The organism is Bacteroides mediterraneensis, assembly GCF_900128455.1.
Classification (GTDB): domain Bacteria; phylum Bacteroidota; class Bacteroidia; order Bacteroidales; family Bacteroidaceae; genus Phocaeicola; species Phocaeicola mediterraneensis.
Genome location: NZ_LT635783.1, coordinates 1,799,533 through 1,822,863, shown reverse-complemented (window position 1 = coordinate 1,822,863; position 23,331 = coordinate 1,799,533). Strand labels below are relative to the sequence as shown.

General features: G+C 49.2%; 24 protein-coding genes and 1 pseudogene. 14 read left to right on the top strand and 11 right to left on the bottom strand.

Annotation, left to right across the window (positions count from 1 at the left end):
- Positions 1-125 precede the first annotated feature (125 nt).
- A complete protein-coding gene (locus BQ7480_RS18150; RefSeq protein WP_072542341.1) occupies positions 126-710 on the bottom strand; it encodes a hypothetical protein in 585 nt (194 codons plus the stop codon).
- Here BQ7480_RS18150 and BQ7480_RS07380 point away from each other — a divergent pair.
- The 10 genes from BQ7480_RS07380 to BQ7480_RS07335 all read left to right on the top strand — a co-directional run bounded on the left by BQ7480_RS07380 (position 710) and on the right by BQ7480_RS07335 (position 12,703).
- Positions 710-1,486 (top strand): thiazole synthase, encoded by a 777-nt coding sequence (locus BQ7480_RS07380; RefSeq protein ID WP_072542340.1) that lies wholly within the window; start codon positions 710-712, stop codon positions 1,484-1,486. The genes BQ7480_RS18150 and BQ7480_RS07380 overlap by 1 nt on opposite strands.
- Positions 1,487-1,545: 59 nt before the next feature.
- Entirely contained in the window at positions 1,546-3,243 is a 1,698-nt protein-coding gene (gene thiC, locus BQ7480_RS07375; protein WP_072542339.1) for a phosphomethylpyrimidine synthase ThiC, read from the top strand.
- Between the two features lie 27 nt (positions 3,244-3,270).
- The gene (locus tag BQ7480_RS07370; protein ID WP_072542338.1) at positions 3,271-3,651 is read left to right on the top strand and encodes a four helix bundle protein; all 381 of its coding nucleotides are present in this window, start codon (positions 3,271-3,273) and stop codon (positions 3,649-3,651) included.
- A gap of 75 nt (positions 3,652-3,726) precedes the next feature.
- The gene (thiH, locus tag BQ7480_RS07365; protein ID WP_072542337.1) at positions 3,727-4,878 is read left to right on the top strand and encodes a 2-iminoacetate synthase ThiH; all 1,152 of its coding nucleotides are present in this window, start codon (positions 3,727-3,729) and stop codon (positions 4,876-4,878) included.
- A 254-nt stretch (positions 4,879-5,132) separates the two neighbouring features.
- Positions 5,133-5,849, top strand: coding sequence for a HesA/MoeB/ThiF family protein (locus BQ7480_RS07360; RefSeq protein WP_072542336.1), 717 nt, complete (start codon positions 5,133-5,135; stop codon positions 5,847-5,849).
- A 646-nt stretch (positions 5,850-6,495) separates the two neighbouring features.
- On the top strand, positions 6,496-6,819 hold the full coding sequence (locus BQ7480_RS07355; protein WP_139255737.1) for a hypothetical protein: 324 nt from the start codon (positions 6,496-6,498) through the stop codon (positions 6,817-6,819).
- A 429-nt stretch (positions 6,820-7,248) separates the two neighbouring features.
- Positions 7,249-8,601, top strand: coding sequence for an AAA family ATPase (locus BQ7480_RS07350; protein ID WP_072542334.1), 1,353 nt, complete (start codon positions 7,249-7,251; stop codon positions 8,599-8,601).
- Positions 8,582-9,229 (top strand): hypothetical protein, encoded by a 648-nt coding sequence (locus tag BQ7480_RS07345; RefSeq protein ID WP_072542333.1) that lies wholly within the window; start codon positions 8,582-8,584, stop codon positions 9,227-9,229. The genes BQ7480_RS07350 and BQ7480_RS07345 overlap by 20 nt, the downstream gene beginning before the upstream one ends.
- A gap of 218 nt (positions 9,230-9,447) precedes the next feature.
- Positions 9,448-10,344, top strand: a complete 897-nt coding sequence (locus tag BQ7480_RS07340) for a helix-turn-helix domain-containing protein (protein ID WP_072542332.1) — start codon at positions 9,448-9,450, stop codon at positions 10,342-10,344.
- Positions 10,345-10,435: 91 nt separating this feature from the next.
- On the top strand, positions 10,436-12,703 hold the full coding sequence (locus BQ7480_RS07335) for a TonB-dependent receptor (protein ID WP_235816650.1): 2,268 nt from the start codon (positions 10,436-10,438) through the stop codon (positions 12,701-12,703).
- Positions 12,704-12,791: 88 nt separating this feature from the next.
- Here the strand turns inward: BQ7480_RS07335 and BQ7480_RS07330 are convergent, their stop codons facing one another.
- The 5 genes and pseudogenes from BQ7480_RS07330 to BQ7480_RS07310 all read right to left on the bottom strand — a co-directional run bounded on the left by BQ7480_RS07330 (position 12,792) and on the right by BQ7480_RS07310 (position 16,215).
- On the bottom strand, positions 12,792-13,256 hold the full coding sequence (locus BQ7480_RS07330) for a hypothetical protein (RefSeq protein WP_072542331.1): 465 nt from the start codon (positions 13,254-13,256) through the stop codon (positions 12,792-12,794).
- 470 nt (positions 13,257-13,726) lie between these two features.
- Entirely contained in the window at positions 13,727-13,903 is a 177-nt protein-coding gene (locus BQ7480_RS17870) for a hypothetical protein (RefSeq protein WP_154670761.1), read from the bottom strand.
- Between the two features lie 611 nt (positions 13,904-14,514).
- A pseudogene (locus BQ7480_RS07320) lies at positions 14,515-14,913 on the bottom strand (chorismate-binding protein); the annotation flags it as partial.
- Between the two features lie 207 nt (positions 14,914-15,120).
- A complete protein-coding gene (locus tag BQ7480_RS07315; RefSeq protein WP_072546033.1) occupies positions 15,121-15,591 on the bottom strand; it encodes a hypothetical protein in 471 nt (156 codons plus the stop codon).
- A 12-nt stretch (positions 15,592-15,603) separates the two neighbouring features.
- Positions 15,604-16,215: a hypothetical protein gene (locus BQ7480_RS07310; RefSeq protein WP_139247644.1), complete on the bottom strand. Its 612-nt coding sequence runs from the start codon at positions 16,213-16,215 to the stop codon at positions 15,604-15,606.
- A 1,263-nt stretch (positions 16,216-17,478) separates the two neighbouring features.
- On the opposite strand from BQ7480_RS07310, the gene BQ7480_RS07300 reads away from it, so the two are divergent.
- From BQ7480_RS07300 to BQ7480_RS07285, 4 genes are read left to right on the top strand one after another with little or no spacing between them, the layout of a single operon-like run.
- The gene (locus BQ7480_RS07300; protein ID WP_005823733.1) at positions 17,479-17,694 is read left to right on the top strand and encodes a hypothetical protein; all 216 of its coding nucleotides are present in this window, start codon (positions 17,479-17,481) and stop codon (positions 17,692-17,694) included.
- A gap of 12 nt (positions 17,695-17,706) precedes the next feature.
- Positions 17,707-17,946 carry a DUF6926 domain-containing protein gene (locus tag BQ7480_RS07295; RefSeq protein WP_072542326.1) on the top strand — a complete coding sequence of 80 codons (240 nt, stop codon included), beginning with the start codon at positions 17,707-17,709 and terminating at the stop codon, positions 17,944-17,946.
- Between the two features lie 23 nt (positions 17,947-17,969).
- On the top strand, positions 17,970-18,395 hold the full coding sequence (locus tag BQ7480_RS07290; RefSeq protein WP_072542325.1) for a PcfK-like family protein: 426 nt from the start codon (positions 17,970-17,972) through the stop codon (positions 18,393-18,395).
- Positions 18,392-19,669, top strand: coding sequence for a PcfJ domain-containing protein (locus BQ7480_RS07285; protein WP_072542324.1), 1,278 nt, complete (start codon positions 18,392-18,394; stop codon positions 19,667-19,669). The genes BQ7480_RS07290 and BQ7480_RS07285 overlap by 4 nt, the downstream gene beginning before the upstream one ends.
- Before the next feature lie 168 nt (positions 19,670-19,837).
- On the opposite strand, the gene BQ7480_RS07280 is transcribed toward BQ7480_RS07285, so the two are convergent.
- The 5 genes from BQ7480_RS07280 to traN are packed head-to-tail and all read right to left on the bottom strand — an operon-like array spanning position 19,838 to position 23,323.
- Positions 19,838-20,323: a lysozyme gene (locus BQ7480_RS07280; protein WP_072542323.1), complete on the bottom strand. Its 486-nt coding sequence runs from the start codon at positions 20,321-20,323 to the stop codon at positions 19,838-19,840.
- Positions 20,320-20,802, bottom strand: a complete 483-nt coding sequence (locus BQ7480_RS07275) for a DUF3872 domain-containing protein (RefSeq protein WP_072542322.1) — start codon at positions 20,800-20,802, stop codon at positions 20,320-20,322. Before BQ7480_RS07275 ends, BQ7480_RS07280 begins: the two co-directional genes overlap by 4 nt.
- A 25-nt stretch (positions 20,803-20,827) precedes the next feature.
- Positions 20,828-21,664: a toprim domain-containing protein gene (locus BQ7480_RS07270; protein WP_235816649.1), complete on the bottom strand. Its 837-nt coding sequence runs from the start codon at positions 21,662-21,664 to the stop codon at positions 20,828-20,830.
- 45 nt (positions 21,665-21,709) lie between these two features.
- The gene (locus BQ7480_RS07265) at positions 21,710-22,291 is read right to left on the bottom strand and encodes a conjugal transfer protein TraO (protein WP_072542320.1); all 582 of its coding nucleotides are present in this window, start codon (positions 22,289-22,291) and stop codon (positions 21,710-21,712) included.
- 3 nt (positions 22,292-22,294) lie between these two features.
- Complete coding sequence (gene traN, locus BQ7480_RS07260; protein ID WP_072542319.1) at positions 22,295-23,323, bottom strand: conjugative transposon protein TraN; 1,029 nt, start codon at positions 23,321-23,323, stop codon at positions 22,295-22,297.
- Positions 23,324-23,331: the final 8 nt, after the last annotated feature.

Here is a 23,331-nt window from a genome sequence, read left to right as displayed (position 1 = left end):
ACGCATTGGATTCATCTCTGAAGAAGAACAGCGGAAAAGCCATTCATGCTCGCCAAGGAACGCAAGCCACAAGCTCATTCCCCCTCCCCACGGAGCATAAAGCACTGCAACCAACCGGTTTTATCTCAACGTAGAGCGCAGAACGAGTATTCTTCGCGCAACGAGAGGAAAAAGCCCAACCTTCTCCCAGCAATTTCGCCCAAAAGGAAGGCCAAAGCAAAAAGCGGAGCAAGAAAGAAAGAAAGAAAGCAAAAGCCCCACCTCCCCACACAGCGATTTCGCCCAAAGGGAAGGCCAAAGCAAAAAGCGGAGCAAGAAACAGAAGCGCAAGCAAAAGCCCCACCTCCCCACACAGCGATTTCGCCCAAAAGGAAGGCCAAAGCAAAAAGCGGAGCAAGAAAGAAAGAAAGAAAGAAAGAAAGCAAAAGCCCCACCTCCCCACACAGCGATTTCGCCCAAAGGGCGAAGAGCGAAGAGCAAGCCAGCGAAAAAATCCCGTCCTCAGTTTCAAGGCGAAAAGCGGAGAAGCGGAGCACGGCGAAAAGAAGCGCAGGCTGTTTGAGCGAAGCGAGTTCCTGCGCTTCCGCCGGGCGAAGCCTCGCAGCCGCCTTGAAACTGCAGACGGCGGTTTTTCTTTTTGTTACCTTTTTCTTTTTGCCGCCAAAAAGAAAAAGTAAAAGGAAAGCAAACCAAAAACATATATAGAACAATGAAGAAACTAATGATTGCGGGAAAAGAATTCGACTCCCGCTTGTTCCTGGGAACAGGAAAATTCAACTCCAACCAAGTCATGGAAGAAGCCATTCTCGCTTCCGGCACCCAGATGGTGACCGTCGCCATGAAACGCATCGAACTTGAGAACAAGGAAGACGACATGCTGAAACATATCATCCACCCGCATATCCAACTCCTTCCGAACACCTCCGGCGTGCGTACCGCAGAAGAAGCCGTGTTCGCTGCACAGATGGCCCGCGAAGCCTTCGGCACCAACTGGCTGAAACTGGAAATCCACCCCGACCCGCGCTACCTGTTGCCCGACTCTACCGAGACCCTGAAGGCTACGGAAGAGCTCGTAAAACTCGGTTTCGTGGTATTGCCCTACTGCCAGGCCGACCCGACCCTCTGCAAGCGTCTGGAAGAAGCCGGAGCCGCTACGGTGATGCCGCTGGCTGCCCCCATCGGTACGAACAAGGGATTGCAAACCCGCGACTTCCTGCGCATCATCATCGAGCAGAGCAACGTGCCGGTGGTAGTGGATGCCGGTATCGGAGCTCCGAGCCATGCCGCTGAAGCCATGGAGATGGGTGCCGACGCCTGTCTGGTGAACACCGCCATCGCCGTTGCCGGAAACCCGGTGGAAATGGCCATCGCCTTCAAGGAGGCCGTCATCGCCGGACGCCGTGCCTACGAAGCCGGACTGGGCGTGCAGGCCGACAACCTGGTGGCTTCCGCTTCCTCTCCCCTCACTTCTTTCTTGAATGAGTAAATCCTGATTTTATCAACCGGTAGGGGCCTTTCCTCTACCCGCAAACAAACCCGATTTATATGGAAAAAGAAAAAGACCAAAAAGCATACGCCCATGCCGAAAAAGCCTACATGCAGGGCACCTTATTCCCCTTCATCAAGGTAGGCATGCAGAAAGTGAACCTCACCCCCACGGTGACCGTAGTCGACGGGAAGAAGGTAATGACCCCCAACGACCCGGTGTACGTGTACGACACCAGCGGCCCGTTCAGCGACCCGAACATCCAGATTGACCTGAAGAAAGGACTGCCGCGCATGCGCGAGAGCTGGATTACTTCCCGCGGCGACGTGGAACAGCTGCCGTCCATCACCTCGGAATACGGCAAGATGCGCCGCGACGACCACTCGCTCGACCACCTGCGCTTTGAGCACATCGCCCTGCCCTACCGTGCCAAGGAAGGCCACAGCTGCACGCAGATGTACTACGCCAAACAGGGCATCATCACCCCGGAAATGGAATACGTAGCCATCCGCGAGAACATGAACTGCAAGGAGCTGGGCATCGACACCTACATCACGCCGGAATTCGTGCGCGATGAGATTGCCGCCGGACGGGCCGTGCTGCCTGCCAACATCAACCACCCGGAATCGGAACCGATGATCATCGGCCGCAACTTCCTGGTGAAAATCAATACCAACATCGGCAACTCGGCCACCACGTCGAGCATCGACGAGGAAGTGGACAAGGCCGTGTGGAGCTGCAAATGGGGCGGCGACACGCTGATGGACCTGTCGACGGGTGCCAACATCCACGAGACACGCGAATGGATTGTGCGCAACTGTCCGGTACCGGTGGGCACCGTGCCCATCTACCAGGCACTGGAGAAGGTGAACGGCAAGGTAGAAGACCTGACATGGGAAATCTACCGCGACACCCTCATCGAGCAGTGCGAGCAGGGAGTGGACTACTTCACCATCCATGCCGGTATCCGCCGTCACAACGTGCACCTGGCCGACAAGCGTCTGTGCGGCATCGTGAGCCGCGGCGGAAGCATCATGAGCAAGTGGTGCCTCATCCATGACCAGGAATCGTTCCTCTACGAGCACTTCGACGACATCTGCGATATCCTGGCACAGTATGACGTGGCCGTGTCATTGGGCGACGGGTTGCGTCCGGGCTGTATCGCAGACGCCAACGACGAGGCACAGTTTGCCGAACTCGACACGATGGGCGAGCTGGTGACCCGTGCGTGGGCGAAGAACGTGCAGGCCTTCATCGAAGGTCCGGGACACGTGCCCTTGCACAAAATCCGCGAGAACATGGAGCGTCAGATCAGCCACTGCCACAACGCGCCGTTCTACACCCTCGGCCCGCTGGTGACCGACATCGCCCCGGGATACGACCACATCACCTCGGCCATCGGTGCCGCACAAATCGGCTGGCTGGGTACGGCCATGCTGTGCTACGTCACCCCGAAGGAACACCTGGGTCTGCCCAACCGTGAAGACGTGCGTACGGGTGTCATCACCTACAAGATTGCCGCCCATGCGGCCGACCTGGCCAAAGGTCATCCGGGCGCACAAATCCGCGACAATGCCCTGAGCAAGGCCCGCTACGAGTTCCGCTGGCGCGACCAGTTCCACCTGAGCCTCGACCCCGACCGTGCGCTGGAATACTTCAACGAGGGACGTCACACCGACGGCGAGTACTGCACCATGTGTGGTCCGAACTTCTGTGCGATGAAACTCAGCCGCGACCTGTCGCAAATTAAAAAGTAAAAGTTAAAAGTTAAAAATGAGATACTTATGGGTCAAAGTGTAGTTTACGGCAAGTCCTTGAATTTCGCCTTACGCATCGTCAAAGCTTACCAATACCTGAACGACGAGAAAGCAGAGCATATCCTGTCCAAACAACTGTTGCGAAGCGGTACGGCCATAGGAGCCATGGTATGTGAAGCCGAGTTTGCGGAAAGTGCGAACGACTTTGTCCATAAACTGCACATTGCCCTGAAAGAAGCCAACGAAACCGCTTACTGGTTGTTGCTGCTCTATAAGTCTGAATATATCGATGCTTCCTCGTATGAATCCATCGACCAAGATGCCAAGGAACTCATCAAGCTCCTGGTGTGCATCATAAAGACCAGCAAGGAAAACAACCAGAAGAAAAAGCAGGCCGAAAAGATATGACCTTCACCCCCTACATCCATTTTTAATTTGAGACTTTGAATTTTAACTTTTAATTTTTAACTATTAACTGTAGAAATGTTTAGTGACGAATTAGAAAAAATAAGCTGGGAGGAGACGACCAAGGCCATCTACTCCAAAACCGAGGCCGACGTGATACGGGCACTCGGAAAATCACGGTGCGACGTAGACGACTTCATGGCACTCATCTCGCCGGCTGCCGAAAAGTTTCTTGAACCCATGGCACGCCTCAGCAAGAAATATACCGAAGAACGGTTCGGACGTACCATCTCCATGTTTATTCCGCTCTATATCACCAACTCGTGTACCAACTCGTGCGTGTACTGCGGCTTCCACATCAGCAACCCGATGGCCCGCACCATCCTCACGCCGGAGGAAATCGAAAACGAGTACAAAGCCATCAAGAAGCTGGCTCCGTTTGAGAACCTGCTGATTGTGACGGGCGAAAACCCGGCCAAGGCGGGTGTGCCTTACCTGGCCAAAGCACTCGACCTGGCCAAACCGTATTTCTCCAACCTGAAGATTGAGGTGATGCCGCTCAAGACGGAAGAGTATGCCGAACTGGTGCACCACGGACTGAACGGGGTAATCTGTTTCCAGGAAACGTATAACAAGGCCCGCTACAACGTGTACCATCCGCGCGGCATGAAATCGAAGTTCGAATGGCGTGTCAACGGATTCGACCGCATGGGACAGGCCGGCGTACACTCCATCGGCATGGGCGTGCTCATCGGACTGGAGGACTGGCGTACAGACGTGACCATGATGGCTTACCACCTGCGCTACTTGCAGAAACATTACTGGAAGACGAAATACAGCGTGAACTTCCCGCGCATGCGTCCGGCCGAGAACGAGGGTTTCCAGCCCAACGTCATCATGAGCGACAAGGAACTGGCACAGGTGACTTTCGCCATGCGTATCTTCGACCACGACGTGGACATCTCCTACTCTACGCGTGAACCGGCAAACATCCGCGACCACATGGCTACGCTGGGTGTCACCACCATGAGTGCCGAGAGCAAGACGGAACCGGGTGGTTACTACACCTATCCGCAGGCTCTGGAACAGTTCCACGTGAGCGACGAACGTACCGCCGTGGAAGTGGAGAAGGCCCTGAAGGCCGTGGGACGTGAACCGGTATGGAAGGACTGGGACGCTTCGTTCGACCACATGGCACAGACCTTTGCCCAGGCGGCTCCGGCCCGCTGAAAAGCCCTCCGGAACATCCTTTGAGAAACGCCTTTACACTCGTCTGAAAACGCCGAAGCGTTTGGACAAAAACGCAAGTACGTTTTCCCTGAAACGCAAGTACGTTTTACTTGAAACGTAAGGGCATTTTGATTGAAACGCAAGGGCGTTTTCCGAGCATACGCAGAACCCCTTTCAGAAGGCATCCGGAGGCCATTTTCCCGACTTCCGGGTGCCTTCTGTCATTTTACTCACCCTTATCCCCTTTTCACCTTATGAAACTGACCGAAAAAGAAGCCTCACGCTACAACCGACAGATTCTGCTCGACGAAATCGGCGAGGCAGGACAACTCCTTCTGAAGCAGGCCCGCGTACTCATCGTGGGAGTGGGCGGACTGGGTTCGCCCGTGGCCCTCTACCTGGCCGGTGCCGGAGTGGGCACCATCGGACTGATTGACGACGACACCGTGAGCGAGACCAACCTCCAACGGCAGGTGCTCTACAGCGAGCCTGAAATCGGGCTCTCCAAGGCGGAACAGGCCAAGCTGCGCCTGCAAGCCCTCAACTCCGACATCCGTGTGGAGGCCTGGAACGAACGGCTCACCCCGCAGAACGCCGAATGCCTCATCGCCAACTACGACATCGTGGTGGACGGATGCGACAATTTCCGCACGCGCTACCTCATCAACGACACCTGTGTGCGGCTGGACAAGGTGTACGTGTACGGGGCCATCCGTGAGTTCGACGGACAGGTCTCCGTGTTCAACTACCAGGGCGGTCCCGACTACCGCACCCTCTTCCCCGACGAGGAAGGCATGCTGGCCATGCCCCATCCGTCGAAAGCCGTGCTGGGTGTCACACCGGGCGTAGTGGGCTGCGTGGAAGCCAACGAAACGATGAAGGTCATCCTGGGCAGCCCACACGCACTGAGCGGCCGGCTCTGGCACATCGACCTGAAAAGCATGGAAAGCTATGTCATCTCGCTGGTGTAAAATCACCCATCACAGCGAAACGTACGACACCTATACGAATCTGACGACTACGGAGCCATGCCGAACGACTGGAAATAAGCGAGTCCTAATTTTTGCATAATTCTCCTTCCCCTGCCGGTGAAAAGTAAAAAAACACGCCTGGCAGGGGATTTTTCAAGTCCGGATGCTCGATTTTTCCTATTTTATCTTATTTTTGCAGCATAACCTTTTATTTCAAAGACTATGCTATTTAAAATTCTTGATTATCTCTTCCAGTTATGCTTCATTATCGGGCTCTTTTACGGCCTCAAGAATCAAGGAGCGTTTCTGCAATACACCGTTTGTGTGCTGGCACTGCTGGTTCTCGTGCAACGGCTGCTCAGGAATTTCTTCTGGAAAAAAGAAAATAGCTGATACTTTTGTTTATCATGCACACAAAACGACTCACCGACATTCCGCTGGTATTCCTGAGCATCTTCTGTCTTGTCGGTAGCAATCACGACGACGTGAACTTTCCTGCCTTCACATTCAATGGGAGAATGTGAGCCAGCATCTCTCATCCCCCATTTCTTCTGCCCGCATCGGGGAATACCTGTTGGCCGAGAATCCCGAATACGGCACCATCGCCGTGACCGACTGGTCCCGGCTGGACGACCTGGCGCTCCTGATGAAGGACCTTCATTCCCGCCATTCGCTGGACAGTTCGCAGACGGGTTCCCTCCAGCGCATGGACGGCTACTCGCCCGTGATTTTCTACGACTTCGGCGATTACGTCCGTGCCCTTTGCGGCAACGATGCGGCGCAGCTGGCCCAGGTGGAAGCCCTGCTGGAGCAGGTGGTTCCCTACAAAGCACATACGGAAAAGTTCTTTACCGCCTCGCTCGGCCCACTCTCTATCACCCATTATTCCGGCATCACCACCTCCGCCCCCAGTCTCAGCAGCAAGGCGAGAACCTACCCGCAGACTTCATGGTATCGGGCAACACATTGATAAATAATCAATTTATATTTTAAGGATAAGGATTACTATTTCATTGGAAATCCTATAAATTTGCAGCGTCATATATTCAATCATATAATATGAAAATCTGCCATTACAGACTTAGCTTATTTCAACGACCTCATGCACATAAAGAATGTGGGTATCATGCTAAATGAAGATATCAGCAAATTCTGGAAAACCTACAGATCACTACTTGATGAACTAAAATTCATTACGGTATGAATCAAAATTTAGATTCAGATATGCAGCCACTCCTCCACATCAGAGCAAGACGGATTAGTCCATACCACAACAGGAATCATTCGAGTATAAATACGAATCTACCCTTATTCCAAGGTTATTCCACAGATTTTACGTAACTTTGTTTTCATCGCATCCACAGCGACTATTTTATTCCAAACATCGAAACCTACAAGTATGAGCAAATACAGATTCATTGTACGTAACTATCATGCGATTCAAGAAGCAGACATCATCATCGACGGAATCACGATACTATCTGGCATCAACGGCTGCGGAAAAAGCACATTGTCCCGTTGGTTGTATTACCTCATCAAGGGCACAGCCAACTTTGAAAACAACCTGCAACACGAGTTTATCAAAAAACTGCAATCTTTGATTGACAGAATGGGTTTTGTTTGCAGAGACCTTGAACGGATGAACAGGAAAAGTCTGTTTTCCGACAAAGAAGATTCGGCAAAAGATAAGCTCTACGAGATACAAGAACAACTAAAACAGTTGGAGATCTATTCTCCCCAGCATATCGAACTCGCTCAGAATCTGTTTCTACAAGCCACGGCCATTACGGAAAATGCACTCTTGCAAAATCTGGACGACAAGATATCCGATGCCCGCAAAGAGCGTATCATGGCCTACCTGAATGCCGCAATAACCAACAAGAGCCTTCCGCAAGCTATCGATGATTTTACAGAACAAAATCGCAGGCTGGCGAACAAACTGTCGTCCACGCTTCTAAGTGAAATCAACGAACGGTCGGCCCAGACTTTTTTCGAAACGCTCAACCGACAGTTTCACACGGGAAATGATTGCCCTCCCTATATTCAACTGGAAGAAGATGAGGTCAGCATTATCGATGACCATCTGTCAAATCTGTATAACCTGCACGATGCAATCTATATTGACACGCCCATGTCAATCACTTCCGATGCTACAGACAACATCTTCTGGAACTCCCTGCGCACGTTAATCACAGATGAACAGAAAAGAGATGAATCGACAGACATCAAAAAACTTCTGTTCAGAATTAGAAGCCTGATAGACGGAGAGGCTGTACTGAAAAAAGAAGACAATCTCTTCCTCCCCAAAGAGCTTCGTTACATATCCAACGACCGACAGATAAATATCAGATTAAGTGAAGTGGCCACAGGGTTCAAAACGTTCTCCTACCTGCAACGCTTGCTGGAAAACGGCTACCTGAATGAAGAGACCCTGCTGATGATAGACGAGCCTGAAGCCCACTTGCATCCGCAATGGATTGTAGAATTTGCCCGCATGCTGGTCTTGCTGAACAAAACCTTGGGATTGAAAATCATGATTGCCAGTCATAACCCCGACATGGTATCGGCTATCCATGATATTGCTGAAAAAGAAGGAATTCTTCCACACACCCATTTCTACGTAGCTCAGCAATGTCCTGACAATAAACATAAATTCGTTTACAAGGCCTTGGGGAACGAAATCAGCGAGATATTTGAGTCGTTTAACATCGCTTTAGACCGCATCAAGGAATATGGAGCAACTGGTTTATAACAATGAAGTGGTAGCCGCCCATTCGTTCTACCCGCTATGTCACTCGTTTCTCAATACGGTATCCAACAAGGATTATCCGGGACATGATTATTTTAATCCTGAAATCGAGTGCCTGGACATGGATTTTTATGAAAAGAATGTGCTGCACAAAGCCCAGGCCGACCACACAGTGGATGCTGTCATCGGAGTCCAGACCTACGAAAATAATCAAGGCACCAACGCACGACTGCTGCTGGTAGAATTAAGAATGGGATATGAAAGTGCCAAACGGCTCTCCAAAGAGGAAATCGAAGGCAAATCTACTCACACCAAAGCCCTGCTAAGCGGAGAAAAGGCCATTCATAGAATAAGTTTCTTTGTTTTTACAAAGAAAGTCGCCCCCTTGGCCAGAAACTGGTTTGAAAGACAGCAAAGAACAGGTGGCGAAATCAAGAACTGCCAATCCTGTGCCGTATCGGAATTCAATGACATGGTCAAGTCCATAGCCGATTTTCCATACGTTCCCCGCTATTCCACACAAACGATAAAAGACAGTCTAAAGCTTGCGGATTCCGGATGTATGAACTATATGAACCAAGTGAAGTTCTGGTGTGAACAAGCAAGGAATTTTCAATATAAAAATCCCTAGGAATATACCCATATCAAGCCGATTCTCACGCAAGAATGGGCTGATTTCAGAAACAGACACCCCAATCTCACAGACGATGAGGAACTGATGGCCGAAATAATGGAAGAAGATTTTGTCTTTTTATCTCACCAAGCATAAAGAATCGCATAAAAAAAATTCTACATCATCTTTTTCCATGCGAATTCACTACATTTGCAGAAACCAAACCCGATTGCTCTATGAACCGCAGACTACTACCCGTCACGGTGTTTCTGACGCTGATGCTGACTTCCCTGCTGGCCGGGCGCCACAACTACCGCGTGACAAGAGACGAGATAACCGCCGACCTGAACCAGGCGCTGGCCCAGACCTTACTGGAAAAGAAAGACCCGATTGTGACACAGGATACGATACGGGCGTACAAACAGCTCCGGCAGACGTCGGGCGGACAGGTGCTCATCGCCGTGTCCGACGAACGTTTCTGCCGCCACCTGAAGAACCCGCGACTGAAACAGGCGGCTTTCCTCACCTTCGACGTGATGGACGGTGACTACCGGGGCAGCTCGATGGACGGACAGGCCATCTGCAGTGACACGCTGGTGGTCCGCAACGGACGGGCGGGCGAAACGCTGGCCCTGAAAGGTTATACCCGGCTGTCGGCAGCGGCTGTATTCAGCATGTCCGACCAGCGCTTGCCCGGCGGACTGATGGCGGCGGCTTTGCTCTGGGCCATCGGCTCGATGCTGTACTTGCGGAAGCGGGAAAAGGAGAACCCGATGCTGCAACCTGCCGAAGGAAGCGTACCATCGGCTGAAGGGGGCACACAATCTGCCCAGGACTTCGGGGGACTGACTTACTCGGACGCGGACGACCGTTTCTACGCAGCCGACCATACTCCCATCCGTTTCACGCCCATGCAGCAGCAACTGATGCGGCTTTTCTGGCAGGCTCCCTCCCACTCGCTCACGAAAGAGGAAATCTGTGCCGTGCTCTGGCCCAAGAAAGACGATGCCAACGACACGCTCTACACCCTTATCCGCCGCCTGAAACCCATCGTGGAGGAGCATACGCGACTGAAAATCGTGGCCGACAGAGGGCGGAACTATTCACTGGAAATCAACGAGATGAAAGACTGACAGCGAATTGTCAGGCAAATGTCAGCGTCGGTTTTTGACGCCTTCGCGACAGCCCCCTACTTTTGTTCCTGAATTTTACACACAGGAACAAATGCAAACACTCAGATTACTTTTCCAGCAGGGAGCCGGAAGCCGGCTTCCGCTGATGCACACCCTCTGCCTGAAAAAGGAGGGAACCTTCCTTACCCATCGCACACTGCATGAGTCGGGCCATAAGTCCTCATGTCGGGCTTCAATGCTCCCCACAAAGTCTCAAACAACATGCGGGACCACCCATAAACAGTCCCGACCGACCGGGAGTTTCCGGTCCACCGCCTCCCGATTCAGGGCCATCCTCTTCCTTCTGCTGCTGACCCTCCCCGCCCTCGCGCAAGAGGTGGAACCCACCGTGGAACTGGGCGAGGTGGAGGTCAAGGCCGACCGGATTATCAAGAAGACCGACGGAATGCTGCTCTATCCCTCCGAACAGCAGAAGACTTCTTCCCGCTCGGGCTACAGCCTGCTCCAGCAACTCACCCTCCCGAATATCCGTGTGGATGAGGTGGGACACACCATCTCGGCCATCGACCAGCGGGGAAGCGTACAAATCCGCATCAACGGCATCATCGTGGACAAGGCGGAGATGCTTTCGCTCGACCCGAAGAGCATCCGTACCATCCATTTCATCGACAACCCCGGCGTGCGCTACGGCGACGGCATTGCCTACGTCATCGAAATCACTACCCGACGGGCGGACAACGGATACACGCTGGGCACCTCGTTCACCCAGGCGCTGACAACCCGCCAGGGCGACTACACGGTGTATGGCAAATGGAACACGGGAAAGAGTGAGCTGTCGTTGAACTACAGCATCGGTTACCAGAACTACAGAGACTTACGGACGGAGGAAACGGCCCACTACCACCTGAACGACGGGTCGGTCTATACCATCCAACGCAACGACCTCGACTCGCGCAACCAGAGCCTGAACAACCAGCTGAAGCTGACCTACAACCTAGCCGACTCCACCCGCTATGTGTTTCAGGCTTCGCTGAGCGGCGACTTCAGTCACATACCCAACAATTTCAATCAGAAGCAGATTGTGGACGGGGAGCAGACTTACACGGCCTTCGAACAGCAGCAGAGCCGGAGCGGGAGTCCGGTGCTCGACCTCTACTACTTCCAGCAGTTCACGCCCCGGCAGTCGCTCACCCTCAACGCCGTGGGCACCTACATCGGCACCCGCTCCTCGGACAGCTACGACGAAGGCTCGCCCTACCGTTACGACGTGGACGGACGCACCTACTCTCTCCTGAGCGAGGCCATCTACGAAAACCGGTTGAAGCCCTTCACCCTGTCTGCCGGCCTCAACTACAGCCAGAAATACACGAACAATGAATATACGGGCGACGTCTCGGCTGCCACCCCTATCCACCACAACCGCGTGTACCTGTTCTCCGAAATCAAGGGACTGTGGGGCAACCTCCGCTATTCGGCAGGCATCGGGGGCAGCTACCTGCACTACCGCCAGCAGGCCCATTCGTACGACTACTGGAGCTTCTGCCCCAAAGCGGCCCTGAGCTACAATTTCACCCACGCCCTGCAGCTGAGCTACAATTTCCAGATGAGCGAACGCACCTCACGGGTGGCCATGATCAGCGACGCTTCCATCCGCAACAACCGCATGGAATGGACCGTGGGCAGTCCCGACCTCAAGCCCAACCGGGAGATGTATCACCTCCTGCGGCTGACGTACACCGACAACCGCCTGCAAGCCAGTCTGGAAGGTTTCTACAAGCAATGCCTTCGTCCCAACATGGCGGTGTATGAACGCACAGCCGACGACCGGTTCATCTACACCCAGCGCAACCAGAAGGAAATTGACGCACTGAACGCCATGGCCTACGCAAGCTACTGGCTGCTGCCGGAAAAGCTCTCCGTCACGGCCTACGGGGGACTGTTCCGCTGCTTCAACTTCGGTCAGGACTACACGCACTGCTACACGTCCTACTTCGTCACGGGGGCTGTCAACGCCTACCTGGGCAACCTCTCCCTCCATGCCTACGCCGACAACGGTTCCCGCTTCCTGGAAGGGGAAACCAAGGGATACAGCGGGGGCGACATCACCCTGAAGGCCGCCTACAGCTACAAGGACTGGCAGTTCGCCCTGATCTGGCAACAGCCCTTCCAGCACAAATACAAGCTGTTTGAATCGGAAATCCTGAACCGGAACCTCCAGAAACACACCGCCCTCTACAGCGGCGATGCCTGCAACCTCGTCAGCCTGACCGTGACGTGGCGCCTGACCAGGGGACGCAAGTTCCACGACGTCGACCGTTCCATCCAGCTGAAGGACAAGGATACAGGGATTATCCGATGAAAAGATGCTCAGGCGGGAACATTTGCCCGCCTGAGCATCCTTTTGAGGAGAACCGCATGGGAGATAAAAACCATCCGCCCCCTACAGGCTAGAACTTATAGCCCAACATGATAAAGACAGAATGTGTGCGCTGCTTTTCTCCCTTCTCGAATTTCTCATAAGCATGGTGTGCATGAGGATTCCCATCCAAAAGGTAATAATTAGAGCAATTATACCCCAAGGAAAGGACCAAACGGTCTATAATTGCCGTCAGACCGACCGCCCCGCTCCAATACAGCCAACCAGAATCTCTTGCCCCTCTGGCGGGAGGTGACAGAATGACTCCCGGCAAAGCAAACAAATGAAAATCCAAGTCCTGCGATTCCAGATGCCACAACGAGGGCGTACGCAATAATAAGGATGGCTTGAAAATAAATCGGGCACAATAATCGTCCTCATAAAAAGAATCGCCTTCCCTTCTGCCCCAATCAGACCATTCCTTAATTTCTGAATCAAAACCGACAGAAGCTCCTATACCTACATAAGAAACCGGCAGCCAATGAACGCCTCCCATAAATTCCCAGCCGTTAGTGTTCAGTCCTCAGGCGAAATTCATTTCCCATTTATAATTTTCCTCATATTGCCGGTGAGGGTTCTCACTTTTTTTTGTGCAAAGCAAAATGACTGGCACATGCACATAATAAATACCGTCAAGTCTTTAGTTCTCATAATTTCGGTTTAAATAGTTCGTGATGCCCGCCTTCTTTCCAACGTGCCCCAATTTTCAGTCTAGTCTTGCTTGGAGAACAGATTCTCCTGATGTGGCAATAAAAATAGTTACAAAAATCAATGTACCCTCTCTTCCAGCGTTTTTTTTCATATTAATAACAAATTCTCGTCGGCCTGGCCGTGACGTGGCGCCTGTCCAGAGGACGCAAGTTCCACGACGTCGACCGTTCCATCCAGCTGAAGGACAAGGATACGGGGATTATCCGATGAAAAAAGAAAATTCTCAGGTAAGTATTCCGCTTGCCTGAGAATTTTTCAATGAGCTGCACGCTGTAACCACCGGTTGCAACTGCTCCCCAATACGATGCCAAGGAACACGCTCACCATGGTACACCAATCATCGGCAAGGCCCATCCATTGTGTAACAAACAGACTGAGGCTGCACACTACGGCTGTGACCACCAAGCTCCACAATAACAGTTTTATTTTCATCGGCATTTGTTTTAATTACAACCGTAAAGATACGAAAAAGAAACGGTTTTTCAAAGCTGTGGAAGAAATTGACCAGACGCCTCTTCGTTTTCCCGGGAACGTACGTCTGATGTGTACGTCTCCCTTCCCGGAGACGTATGTTTCCCGAGGCAGAAACGTACGTTTTACTGGAGCGAAAGTACGTATTTTTTATAAGTGATTGAGAATGAGACAAGTTTTTACCTCATAAAAAGAAGAGGTTACGAATTAGAAATAAACAGAATGTAGCATCCTGCTGTGATTTGCATAACCATCCAAAGAACTCTTTCGGTTGCAAAGGTACGATATTTAATCGGGGATAAAGAATGTTTTAAGATTTTTTATCCTCGATTTTTTGCTTGGATAAATCTGTTTTTATTAACCATACTCTTCTCTATTCTTTGCTATTTCCATTTCAATCCATTCAAACATATGTGGCAAGGGTTCCTGTTTTGAATGGTCTATTTCGTTTGCATATTCTCATCCTTTCGTGTGTTTTGTATAAAAGTCAGCCGTCGTCGCAGAAAGACAGTCTTCGTACCTCAGACTAACTTCCTCCGACTATGGCACGGCAAGAAAAATCCTTGGCGGTATGCCTTGAAATACGTTCCCTGACCGTCATTTTCAAGAAAGCGTATCATTACAGCCGAGTTGAGTTCACCATTATTATATATACCCATGATTCCTGTATAGAATCCACGGTCATAGCCTTCCGCTTCGTGGATTATTTCCATAGTCTTGTCCTTTGGCGCACCTGTTATGGAACCTGCGGGCAACATTGCATCCAATATGTTTCCGATGTGCTTTTGATAGTCGGTTGGTAACTTGCCGCTTATTTCAGAACTGGCCTGGAGAATATTCCCCTTATTGGTATGGAGCACATCAATATAACGGTATTTATCCACCCTTACATGCTCCGCCACACGGCTAAGGTCATTGCGGATCAGATCCACAATGGTAGCATGTTCGGCAGCTTCTTTTTTATCGCTCATCTGCTTATCACATCATATAAAAAAAGGAGAATGGTTAAGTCTGCTTCATAAACCATTCTCCCATTATCTAATTCGAAGTACATTAACTACAGATTCTGTCGCAAGAGCAATAAAACAATGTCACGACCATGAACCTTTGTAATTTATACTTTTATGTATAAAGATTCTATTCAAATCGTTAATTTTTCATCCTCTTTACATGGCTCCTCATTTTGTTCCAATATTCTTATTGGCGTTTTGTACCTGTTGATATGGAACTTTATCTGTTGCAGTTCGACTTTTAGTCTGTTCCTTGTAACTTGAAAAGAAAAAGTTTTTCCCATATCCATTTCCAAATATCACATCGCAAGGTTCGCCCGTATCTTTCCAAATACGAACTTTTGCAGAAAAATCAAACTCCAAAGTTTCTTTTGACTTGTCGTAAGGATATTTTATTTCATAATATTTGCGACCAATATTCTTTTTTATTTTTGCTCTGCCATCATTACTTTTAAACACACCTTCACTAATCGTTGGATGTGTGTTTCTATAATAACCAGGCCCCATTGTTTTTATGACTTCAGAACTTAAATCGATAAGATACTTATTTCTCTGAACTGAGTCCATTTTTTCAAGATTTTGAGCTGAAATACTCAAAAGTGGAAACATGGACATTAAAAATAAAACCAAATACTTCATGTCTTTATGTTTTTATTTGATAACATCATTATATTGAATATCAGGTCTTTTTGTCGGACCAAACGTTATATCCTTATAGGATTCATTGATATTATGCCCTCCTGTTATTTCTGGACCTTCATAATCACGTAAAATTCCAGGCAAATTATATGACTGTGCTAAATCTAAATCATTTTGGGATGGACCTGTTCTTCGTGAAGTTGTTTTAGGACAATAATGGAGTGTTGTATGGCAATGAAAAAAAGCACAAACATCAATGTTTGAAGTTGGTACTCCCAACGATATACTTGCGTTAGTACCTGCACATCCCGTAATGGCAGGACCTTTTACCATTTTTCCTACATAATATTTTCCGCTTGTCTGACTTTTATAAATATAAAATCCGTACTCGGAGCGAGAAGCAGAACTTGCGGTTTTCTTCATCAAATTCCAAGCTTCATTCATTTGCTTTTTTACTACGTCTTGTTTCAATATCTCAGAAACATCAGGATAAGTATAAGCTCCATTTACAGCTCTTGTTGAAATTTGATTCTCGTTAATAAAAATGTCGTCACTATCGTCTGTACAGGCACAGAACCCCATACTTATAATAATTGACAAAAAAAACAAAATTCTATATTTCATATGATAATTCCTTATATTTAATATCAAATACTACAGATATAATGTTCTATCCTACTTTTCCACCACCAAATGTTTCTGATCCAGCAAGGCTTTTACCATTCATTTTTTCAAAATTTGAGTTTAATACTTTATACGTTAATGCCATTTTTATTTGTGTTTAAGTCCCTTTTAATCCATGCGGCTTAGCCGGGACTGTTGGCTGAGTCGTATCATTCAAAAATCATATATATACATTACAAAAATCATGCCTATTTTATTTTGAGGATTTTATGATGTCAGAGTGTCAGTCCAAACAACTTTAAGCTATAAATACGGTATGCAACTTCTATATAAAACTCAGCCGTCGTCGAAGAAAGACAGTCCTCGTACCTCAGACTAACTTCCTCCGACTATGGCACGGCAAGAAAGATCCTTGGCGGTATGCCTTGAAATAATTCAAGACTATACTGCCAAGGACTTTTCTTTGTTTGCCGTGCTGACAACGGCTGACTTTTATAGCCACAACTCGCAGTTCCATTTTTTATCGCACAATCCAAACGACATGAAACAGTGGCACGCCACCTTTTCATGTCTCAGTAGTACGGCATGAGGAAAAGTGTTTCTTTTTGTCGGTTGCAGGCTAACCGATCAAAATAAACACCATTCCTTGATTTGCCGTACAATTTTGTTTGCATACTCCACCGCAAGAAAGAAGTCATTGATGTAAACCCCAACGACCACTTTCATGCTTGGCTGCACAGCCTTGGAGAAAACCCGATGCAAGAAGCATGGACAAGCCATACTCTTCTTTCATCGGAATTTCTCTGAAGGCTGTGCCATTATTGTATGCGATTTCCATTTTCCTAAAAACATATGCAAAACAGTATTTATATCCATTTCTCAGAAATGAGTATGCGATAATCGTGCTGTCCAAAACTTCCGTGAAGTTTCTATTTTCATTTGCCGCTCTGATTTTCTTTCCTCCACAAGGTCTTTCCTTTTGGCATCAACCGTTATCGTGCAGGTGCAAAGGTATGGCAGCGGGCTTTGGAAATAAAAGGTCGAGCCTTCGGTTTTCGAAAAAATCTCCACACCGTTGGGTAGTATTTTTCCGAAAAACCTTGTATTTCCAGCCTCGCCGCCCTTGAAAGGCACCTGAAACGAAACGACCGATGCGACAGGAAGACGCAAAAAAAAATGTCGGAAAAGGGAGCGACAAAAGGTGAAGAAACGAGAACTTCCCTTCAGTTCCTGGAACCGCAAATAAATTTAATTCAAGGCTATATGACAACAAACATCAACATAACACAGACTTGGTGGAGATTACTCTCCGCAGTCGGCTCAACCCTCATCACTTTGGTGGCTTGGTTGGGATATATGGCTCTCTGCATGGTCGGTGAAGTCATATTGGGAATTGTGAAGTTCATCTTCGGTATCATCATTTCCATTCTTTCTATGGTGGTACTGATTGGAACATTCATTTGGTTATTAACACTTTAAAGTACAAGCGATATGAACAGAAGCATTGAAGCGATACCTACATGGTCACTCTGCTACATCATCAATGGCGATGCAAGCGGACTGACGGACGAGGAAATCCGTATGGTGGACGAAGCCATACGCAAGAACAATATTGAGATAGTAAGTCCGAGATACAACGATGACATGTGCACAGGACCTTACTTCAGCCATTATCCGTTCTTCGGACTGCCTACAGAAGTTGAGGACTGCGACATCATCTATCATGAGTAACAACCCCTTTAACAACATCAGATATGAACACTACAGAATATTTCAAGAGAACCATACAAGCCTATTTGGAGGAGCGTGCTATGGAGGACGAACTCTTTGCAGCCAAGTATGACAACCCCGACAAGAACATAGACGATTGCGTCACCTATATCCTTAATTGGGTACAGAAGAGCGGTTGCAACGGCTTTTGCGATGACGAGATATATGGGCAAGCCATCCACTACTACGAGGAGAAGGACATCGAGGTAGAAAAACCATTGAACTGCCAAGTGTCTGTTAACCACCACATTGAACTCACAGAGGAGGAGAAGGCACAAGCAAGACAGGAAGCTATCCGCCAATATCAGCAAGAGCAGATGAACAAGATGCGTAACAGAGATACCGCCAAGCGCATCTCACAGAGAACGGAAACAGAAGTACACCAACCATCATTATTCGACACGTTATGAAACCAAGAACGAAATATCAGAAGCAAGTCGTAACCTCAAACAAGGGGTTACGACCTATCAAGGGAGCGCAAATGCAATGGGCATTCCGTGAATGTCTTGACCACTATGCCTTTCAGTTGAAGCACGGACAGACCACCTGCATGGACTGCGGACACACTTGGACTACGGACGAGGATGCGGACAAATGTGTCTGCCCGAAGTGTAAGGCAAAGTTGGAAGTGCAGCGCACCAAGCGACAGAAGGCAATGTCTTCTACCTATTTCTGCGTACTCACCGAGCGCAAGGGACTACAACTTATGCGAGCATATCAGATGAAAGCCTATTACCGCAAGGGACAAAAGGCAGACATTTATTGTTGGGAGGTGGCACGCTATTGGATGAACGAGAAAGGCAAGGTGGAGGTTATGGCACGTAAGCGCACAATGGGTATCTATATGGACACGTTCTGCTACGACTCCGACATTGAACTGCGCAAGGACAACACCACCTATCAGCATATTGCCTCATTTCCGGTCTGCCCCGATATGAAAGTCATTCCTCAGATATGGCGCAACGGCTTTGACGGAGCGTTTCACGGCATCGAACCGCTTACATTGTTCAAGGCGATGCTGACAGACCACCGCATCGAAACGATGATGAAACAATGTCGTTACGGACACGTCCGCCACTTCATAGACCATCCACGGCACTTGGAAACTTGTTGGAATGCCTACAAGATAGCCAACCGCAACCATTACCTTATTACAGACATCGGCAAATGGGCGGACTACATCTGTATGTTGGTAGAAATGGGCAAGGACATCAGAAGTCCACATTACATTTGCCCCGACAACCTTGAAGCCGAGCACGACAGAATATCCGAGAAAATCAGAGCCAAGAAAGAAAAGGAGCGCACCGAGGAGGAGATACGCAAGGCATTGAAGAACGAGGACAAGTTCAAGGAAATGAAGAGCCGTTTCTTCGGTTTAATGTTCACGGACGGCAATATCGTGGTGAGAATGCTTGAAAGCGTCAGGGAGCACGTTCTTGAGGGCAAGGCGATGCATCATTGCGTAGGCAGCGGTACAAACTATTCACTCAATCCCGACTGCATCATCTTCTCAGCAAGAATAGCCGAACAAAGGGTTGAGACCGTGGAGTTTTCACTCGAACAGATGAAAGTCGTACAATGCCACGGACTACAGAACAAGGATACCGAACATCATGCCGACATCATCAACTTGGTGAACAGCAATGCAAGACTTATAGAGCAACGAATGGTTGCAACGACATGAAATCTATATCGGCGGAGCGATGAAAATTCGTTCCGCCACTTTCTTTCATGAGCCGAGGAGCGGAAAAGAAAGTGGCAAAGAAACCGTCTTTTCCTTATCTGCGATGCTTGCAAAGAACAAAGGACAGCCCCCAATCAAAAGGACTGTCCTAGTTTATAAAACCTTATTCTATGGAGTAAACAAGAGCAGATACTCCATTTTTCTTCTTCGCTCGATGGAAGGCACTATCTTTCCGTTCCACCTTTTGAAGTCCACATAGTCACGATAGATGTTTCTGTTGCCACTTCGCATCTTGGCATACATCCGGCTTTTCATCACCTTTCCACACCCCACATTGTAGGCAAGTGTAGCCAAGAGCAGCGAGTCACGACCGAAACCACGAAACATGGCGCAGAGCTTTCTGAGGTCAGAGCGCAGCAATGCATCGGCTTGCCGTTCCGTCATTATTGGAGAAAACTTCTCGCCAGGCAACAGCTTGTGTCCATATCCGACATAAGGATGGTGCTTCGGTCCGTGCAGACCCTCGTACTTCTTGATGCAGGCGACAGCCAACTCAAAACGTGGCACATGACAAACTCGCTTTATCGCCCCTTGCGTCTGGGCAGACAAGCTGCCCGACACAAGAAGCAAGGCTAACAATATCATCAACCTCATACGCTACCGAGTTTGTTGGCACTTCTCGCAAACTCTTCCTCCTCATCAGTATCGTTGAAACTGAACTCCATTTCGTATGACTTGCCGAAGTTGTCCTCCACCACCACTGTCAGCGTCTGTGTCTCCGTACTTGCCGAAGTATAGTAAAGACGGAACTTCTCGTTCTCCAACAGATAGCGGTCGTTTGGCTGGAACACCGTTCCGTTCTCCATTCTCAACGAACCTTTTCCGTCATGCTGAAAATAGCGGATGGTATAGATGGTGCCGTCAAACTTTCCCTCCGCCTTCAACTCGCAGCGGATTTCAACAGTCTGTCCACGCACAATGTCCTTTGGCACAGGCATCGTCTCCACCTTGAAAGGATACGACTGCTGAATGTCCAGCTCATCGCTGCACGATGAAAGGATTACCGACACGGCACACACGAAAAGGAATGCCAACACGCTCACTGATTTCTTGATTTTATTGTTCTTCTTCATTGTCTTGTTGCTTTTTGAATGATTGTTACTTTCTTGTCTTATGGCTCATCAGGTACTCGTTCAAGTCCTTGTAGCCAGTGTATAGATGCGAATGGTCAATGACCTTATCGCCATATCGCTTTTGTAGTTCGACATGGGCATTCTCGCCAGCTTCGTCATTGTCCAAATGACAGTACACTTGTGCATAGCCATCTAAAAGATGATGCACCTTTTGCATATTAGTCACCGAATTGAGAATAATATGATCCTCACCACGACCTATGTCAAGAATTACGGCAGAGAGAAAATCCATAAAACCCTCGTACAGATGGCAGACGTTGCTGTTCCTGCCAATGAGAGTGACGTCCTTTGGCGACACGCAACCTTTGAAGAAACGGTTGCGTATCTCGTAGCCACCGCTGTTGTTCTTGAAGCCGACAGCAAAAAACTGTTTGCCATTGTATCGGTATTCCACCTGACAGCAGAAACGGCTCGCCACGTCAGCTGATATGCCACGCTCACGCAAGTACTGCCGAAGTGCAGGATGACTCAAAGGCTTTTCCACAATATCACTAAAGGGATTGCCTTTCGCCTTCACAGCCTTTTCCGCTATTCTTTTATGATGCGGAAACGATGTCGGGAAGCTGCCACCAAGTGTTTCAGATATGAACTTGGCTTGCGCCACAAACTCATTGCTGTTGATGAACTCCCCTGCGAGGTTGAAGATGTCACCACCTCTGGCGATGCCATAGTCATACCAGACATTCTTGTCCGTTGATACCCGAAGCGAAGGATTGCGGTCGTTGCGGTATGGCGCATGATACCAAAGTCCCGAAGCCTTGTGCTTGACAGGCTCAATGCCGAGAACATAGAGAAAGTCCACAATAGGCACTTGTTTGATTTCATTGATGTCCATAGGCTCACTGTTTTAGTTGATGATGAACTTCATGCCGATGCCAAACTGCGTGTGGAAATGTCCCGTGCTGTTGCCCCAAACAAGCCTTTCCTTAACGGAAGCGGTCAAAGCTATAGCATCCGACAGGTATATTTCCGTTTCCAATGCCACGGCACCACCATAGATAAACGCTCCCTTGTTCTGCAAGGTCGCTCCGTCCGACATGGTTCTCTTGCCCCAGTTTACGGACTCATAGCCAGCCAGTGCCGTACCTCCGATATAGAACAGCACCGTCTTACTGTTGTCGGAAAGGAAGTTGTAGGAATAACCGAACTCGCCCGTAATTTGTGCTATTGGAACGGAAGTGTTACGGTAAGGCTGATTCACTTGCAGGTATTCCGCCCCATATATCCACTTGTCACCACCCTTGGTATAGCTTGAAAGTCCGAAACCTGCGTAATAGCCAGCCTTGCAGGACTTCTTGCCGTTATACACTCCGTCAGCCATGCCGACCTTCACCTCAATGCCTTTCATCTGAGGAAGACATCTTTGGGCGAATGCCTGCCCTGCGGTGAGGGCAAGCATCGCCATGATTGCAATGTTTCTTCTATTCATCCGTTACTTCACGCTAAGTTCGTTGATTGTCAAAGCTCGCACCAAGTCGCTGTTCTCCACGACAAACGACTGATGGCGACCGCCTTCCTTCTCGTTCATCTCCACGACAAGCTCCTTGTCGTCAGGAATGGTAAATTTCGGTAAGCAGAACACCGTCTGCTCCGTTTTCTTGCCAGCCACACGCACCACATAGTTGTAGGCACGGACAGGAAGAAGCACCTGCTCCTGAATGGCGGTTCGCTTCGCCACCTTCTTGTCCACCACCTTGAACGTGATATAGTCCACGTCAAACGGCACGTTGCTCTGGTTCTTGATTTCTGTGTGGAAATACAGCAAGTCGCTGTGTACATAGATGCCCTTCAAAAGATACTGGATCCCGAAACGCTTGCTGCCGATATGCTTCACCTTGCGTTTGTTCTCCTTGTGGATGGACTTCATGATGAGGTGTACCAGCATGGGACTTTCCTTGCCCAACTCCTTGAGATAAATCTCCTGCGCATTGTTCGGGCGGTTCACCGCCTCACCGTCATGGATGAAGTCCGCCATCTCGATATTGAGCATGAGCGGTTCCTTGGCATACTTCACATTGAAGGTGTAGAATGAGCCATCCTCCGTGATGACGCTCATATTGGTCTCTTTCTTGAAGTTCTTCACGGCAGCTTTTACACGGATAACATTCTCCGCACCGTCCGCCTTGCCAGCAATAAGGTCCTCTGAACCCAAGTCAACGTACTTGACAGAGGCAGGAAAGAGAATATGAACCGTCTTGTCATAAGTCACTTCCAAACCATGAGGTGGAATCATGCGGTCGAAGGTCAGCTTCTTGGTCAAGCCATGATAGAGGTTGCTGTTCTCTTCCTTCTGCGGATACACCTCCTTGGTCAAGGTCAGTTTCTCTTCCTGGTCGGAAGAAACAGTGCTTACTTGCTCAGTCTTTACAGACTTCTGCGCTTTTTTCTTGCCTGTCTTCTGCGCTGATGCAGTGCAGGCTACGCCCAGCATAAGGGCGAACATGATTGTTGTCTTCTTCATTTTAGTTT

Coding starts and splice junctions, on each gene's coding strand:
- BQ7480_RS07380 (WP_072542340.1), top strand. CDS start 710: ATGAAGAAACTAATGATTGCGGGAAAAGAATTCGACTCCCGCTTGTTC.
- thiC (WP_072542339.1), top strand. CDS start 1,546: ATGGAAAAAGAAAAAGACCAAAAAGCATACGCCCATGCCGAAAAAGCC.
- BQ7480_RS07370 (WP_072542338.1), top strand. CDS start 3,271: ATGGGTCAAAGTGTAGTTTACGGCAAGTCCTTGAATTTCGCCTTACGC.
- thiH (WP_072542337.1), top strand. CDS start 3,727: ATGTTTAGTGACGAATTAGAAAAAATAAGCTGGGAGGAGACGACCAAG.
- BQ7480_RS07360 (WP_072542336.1), top strand. CDS start 5,133: ATGAAACTGACCGAAAAAGAAGCCTCACGCTACAACCGACAGATTCTG.
- BQ7480_RS07355 (WP_139255737.1), top strand. CDS start 6,496: ATGAAGGACCTTCATTCCCGCCATTCGCTGGACAGTTCGCAGACGGGT.
- BQ7480_RS07350 (WP_072542334.1), top strand. CDS start 7,249: ATGAGCAAATACAGATTCATTGTACGTAACTATCATGCGATTCAAGAA.
- BQ7480_RS07345 (WP_072542333.1), top strand. CDS start 8,582: ATGGAGCAACTGGTTTATAACAATGAAGTGGTAGCCGCCCATTCGTTC.
- BQ7480_RS07340 (WP_072542332.1), top strand. CDS start 9,448: ATGAACCGCAGACTACTACCCGTCACGGTGTTTCTGACGCTGATGCTG.
- BQ7480_RS07335 (WP_235816650.1), top strand. CDS start 10,436: ATGCAAACACTCAGATTACTTTTCCAGCAGGGAGCCGGAAGCCGGCTT.
- BQ7480_RS07330 (WP_072542331.1), bottom strand. CDS start 13,256: ATGGGAGGCGTTCATTGGCTGCCGGTTTCTTATGTAGGTATAGGAGCT.
- BQ7480_RS17870 (WP_154670761.1), bottom strand. CDS start 13,903: ATGAAAATAAAACTGTTATTGTGGAGCTTGGTGGTCACAGCCGTAGTG.
- BQ7480_RS07315 (WP_072546033.1), bottom strand. CDS start 15,591: ATGAAGTATTTGGTTTTATTTTTAATGTCCATGTTTCCACTTTTGAGT.
- BQ7480_RS07310 (WP_139247644.1), bottom strand. CDS start 16,215: ATGAAATATAGAATTTTGTTTTTTTTGTCAATTATTATAAGTATGGGG.
- BQ7480_RS07300 (WP_005823733.1), top strand. CDS start 17,479: ATGACAACAAACATCAACATAACACAGACTTGGTGGAGATTACTCTCC.
- BQ7480_RS07295 (WP_072542326.1), top strand. CDS start 17,707: ATGAACAGAAGCATTGAAGCGATACCTACATGGTCACTCTGCTACATC.
- BQ7480_RS07290 (WP_072542325.1), top strand. CDS start 17,970: ATGAACACTACAGAATATTTCAAGAGAACCATACAAGCCTATTTGGAG.
- BQ7480_RS07285 (WP_072542324.1), top strand. CDS start 18,392: ATGAAACCAAGAACGAAATATCAGAAGCAAGTCGTAACCTCAAACAAG.
- BQ7480_RS07280 (WP_072542323.1), bottom strand. CDS start 20,323: ATGAGGTTGATGATATTGTTAGCCTTGCTTCTTGTGTCGGGCAGCTTG.
- BQ7480_RS07275 (WP_072542322.1), bottom strand. CDS start 20,802: ATGAAGAAGAACAATAAAATCAAGAAATCAGTGAGCGTGTTGGCATTC.
- BQ7480_RS07265 (WP_072542320.1), bottom strand. CDS start 22,291: ATGAATAGAAGAAACATTGCAATCATGGCGATGCTTGCCCTCACCGCA.
- traN (WP_072542319.1), bottom strand. CDS start 23,323: ATGAAGAAGACAACAATCATGTTCGCCCTTATGCTGGGCGTAGCCTGC.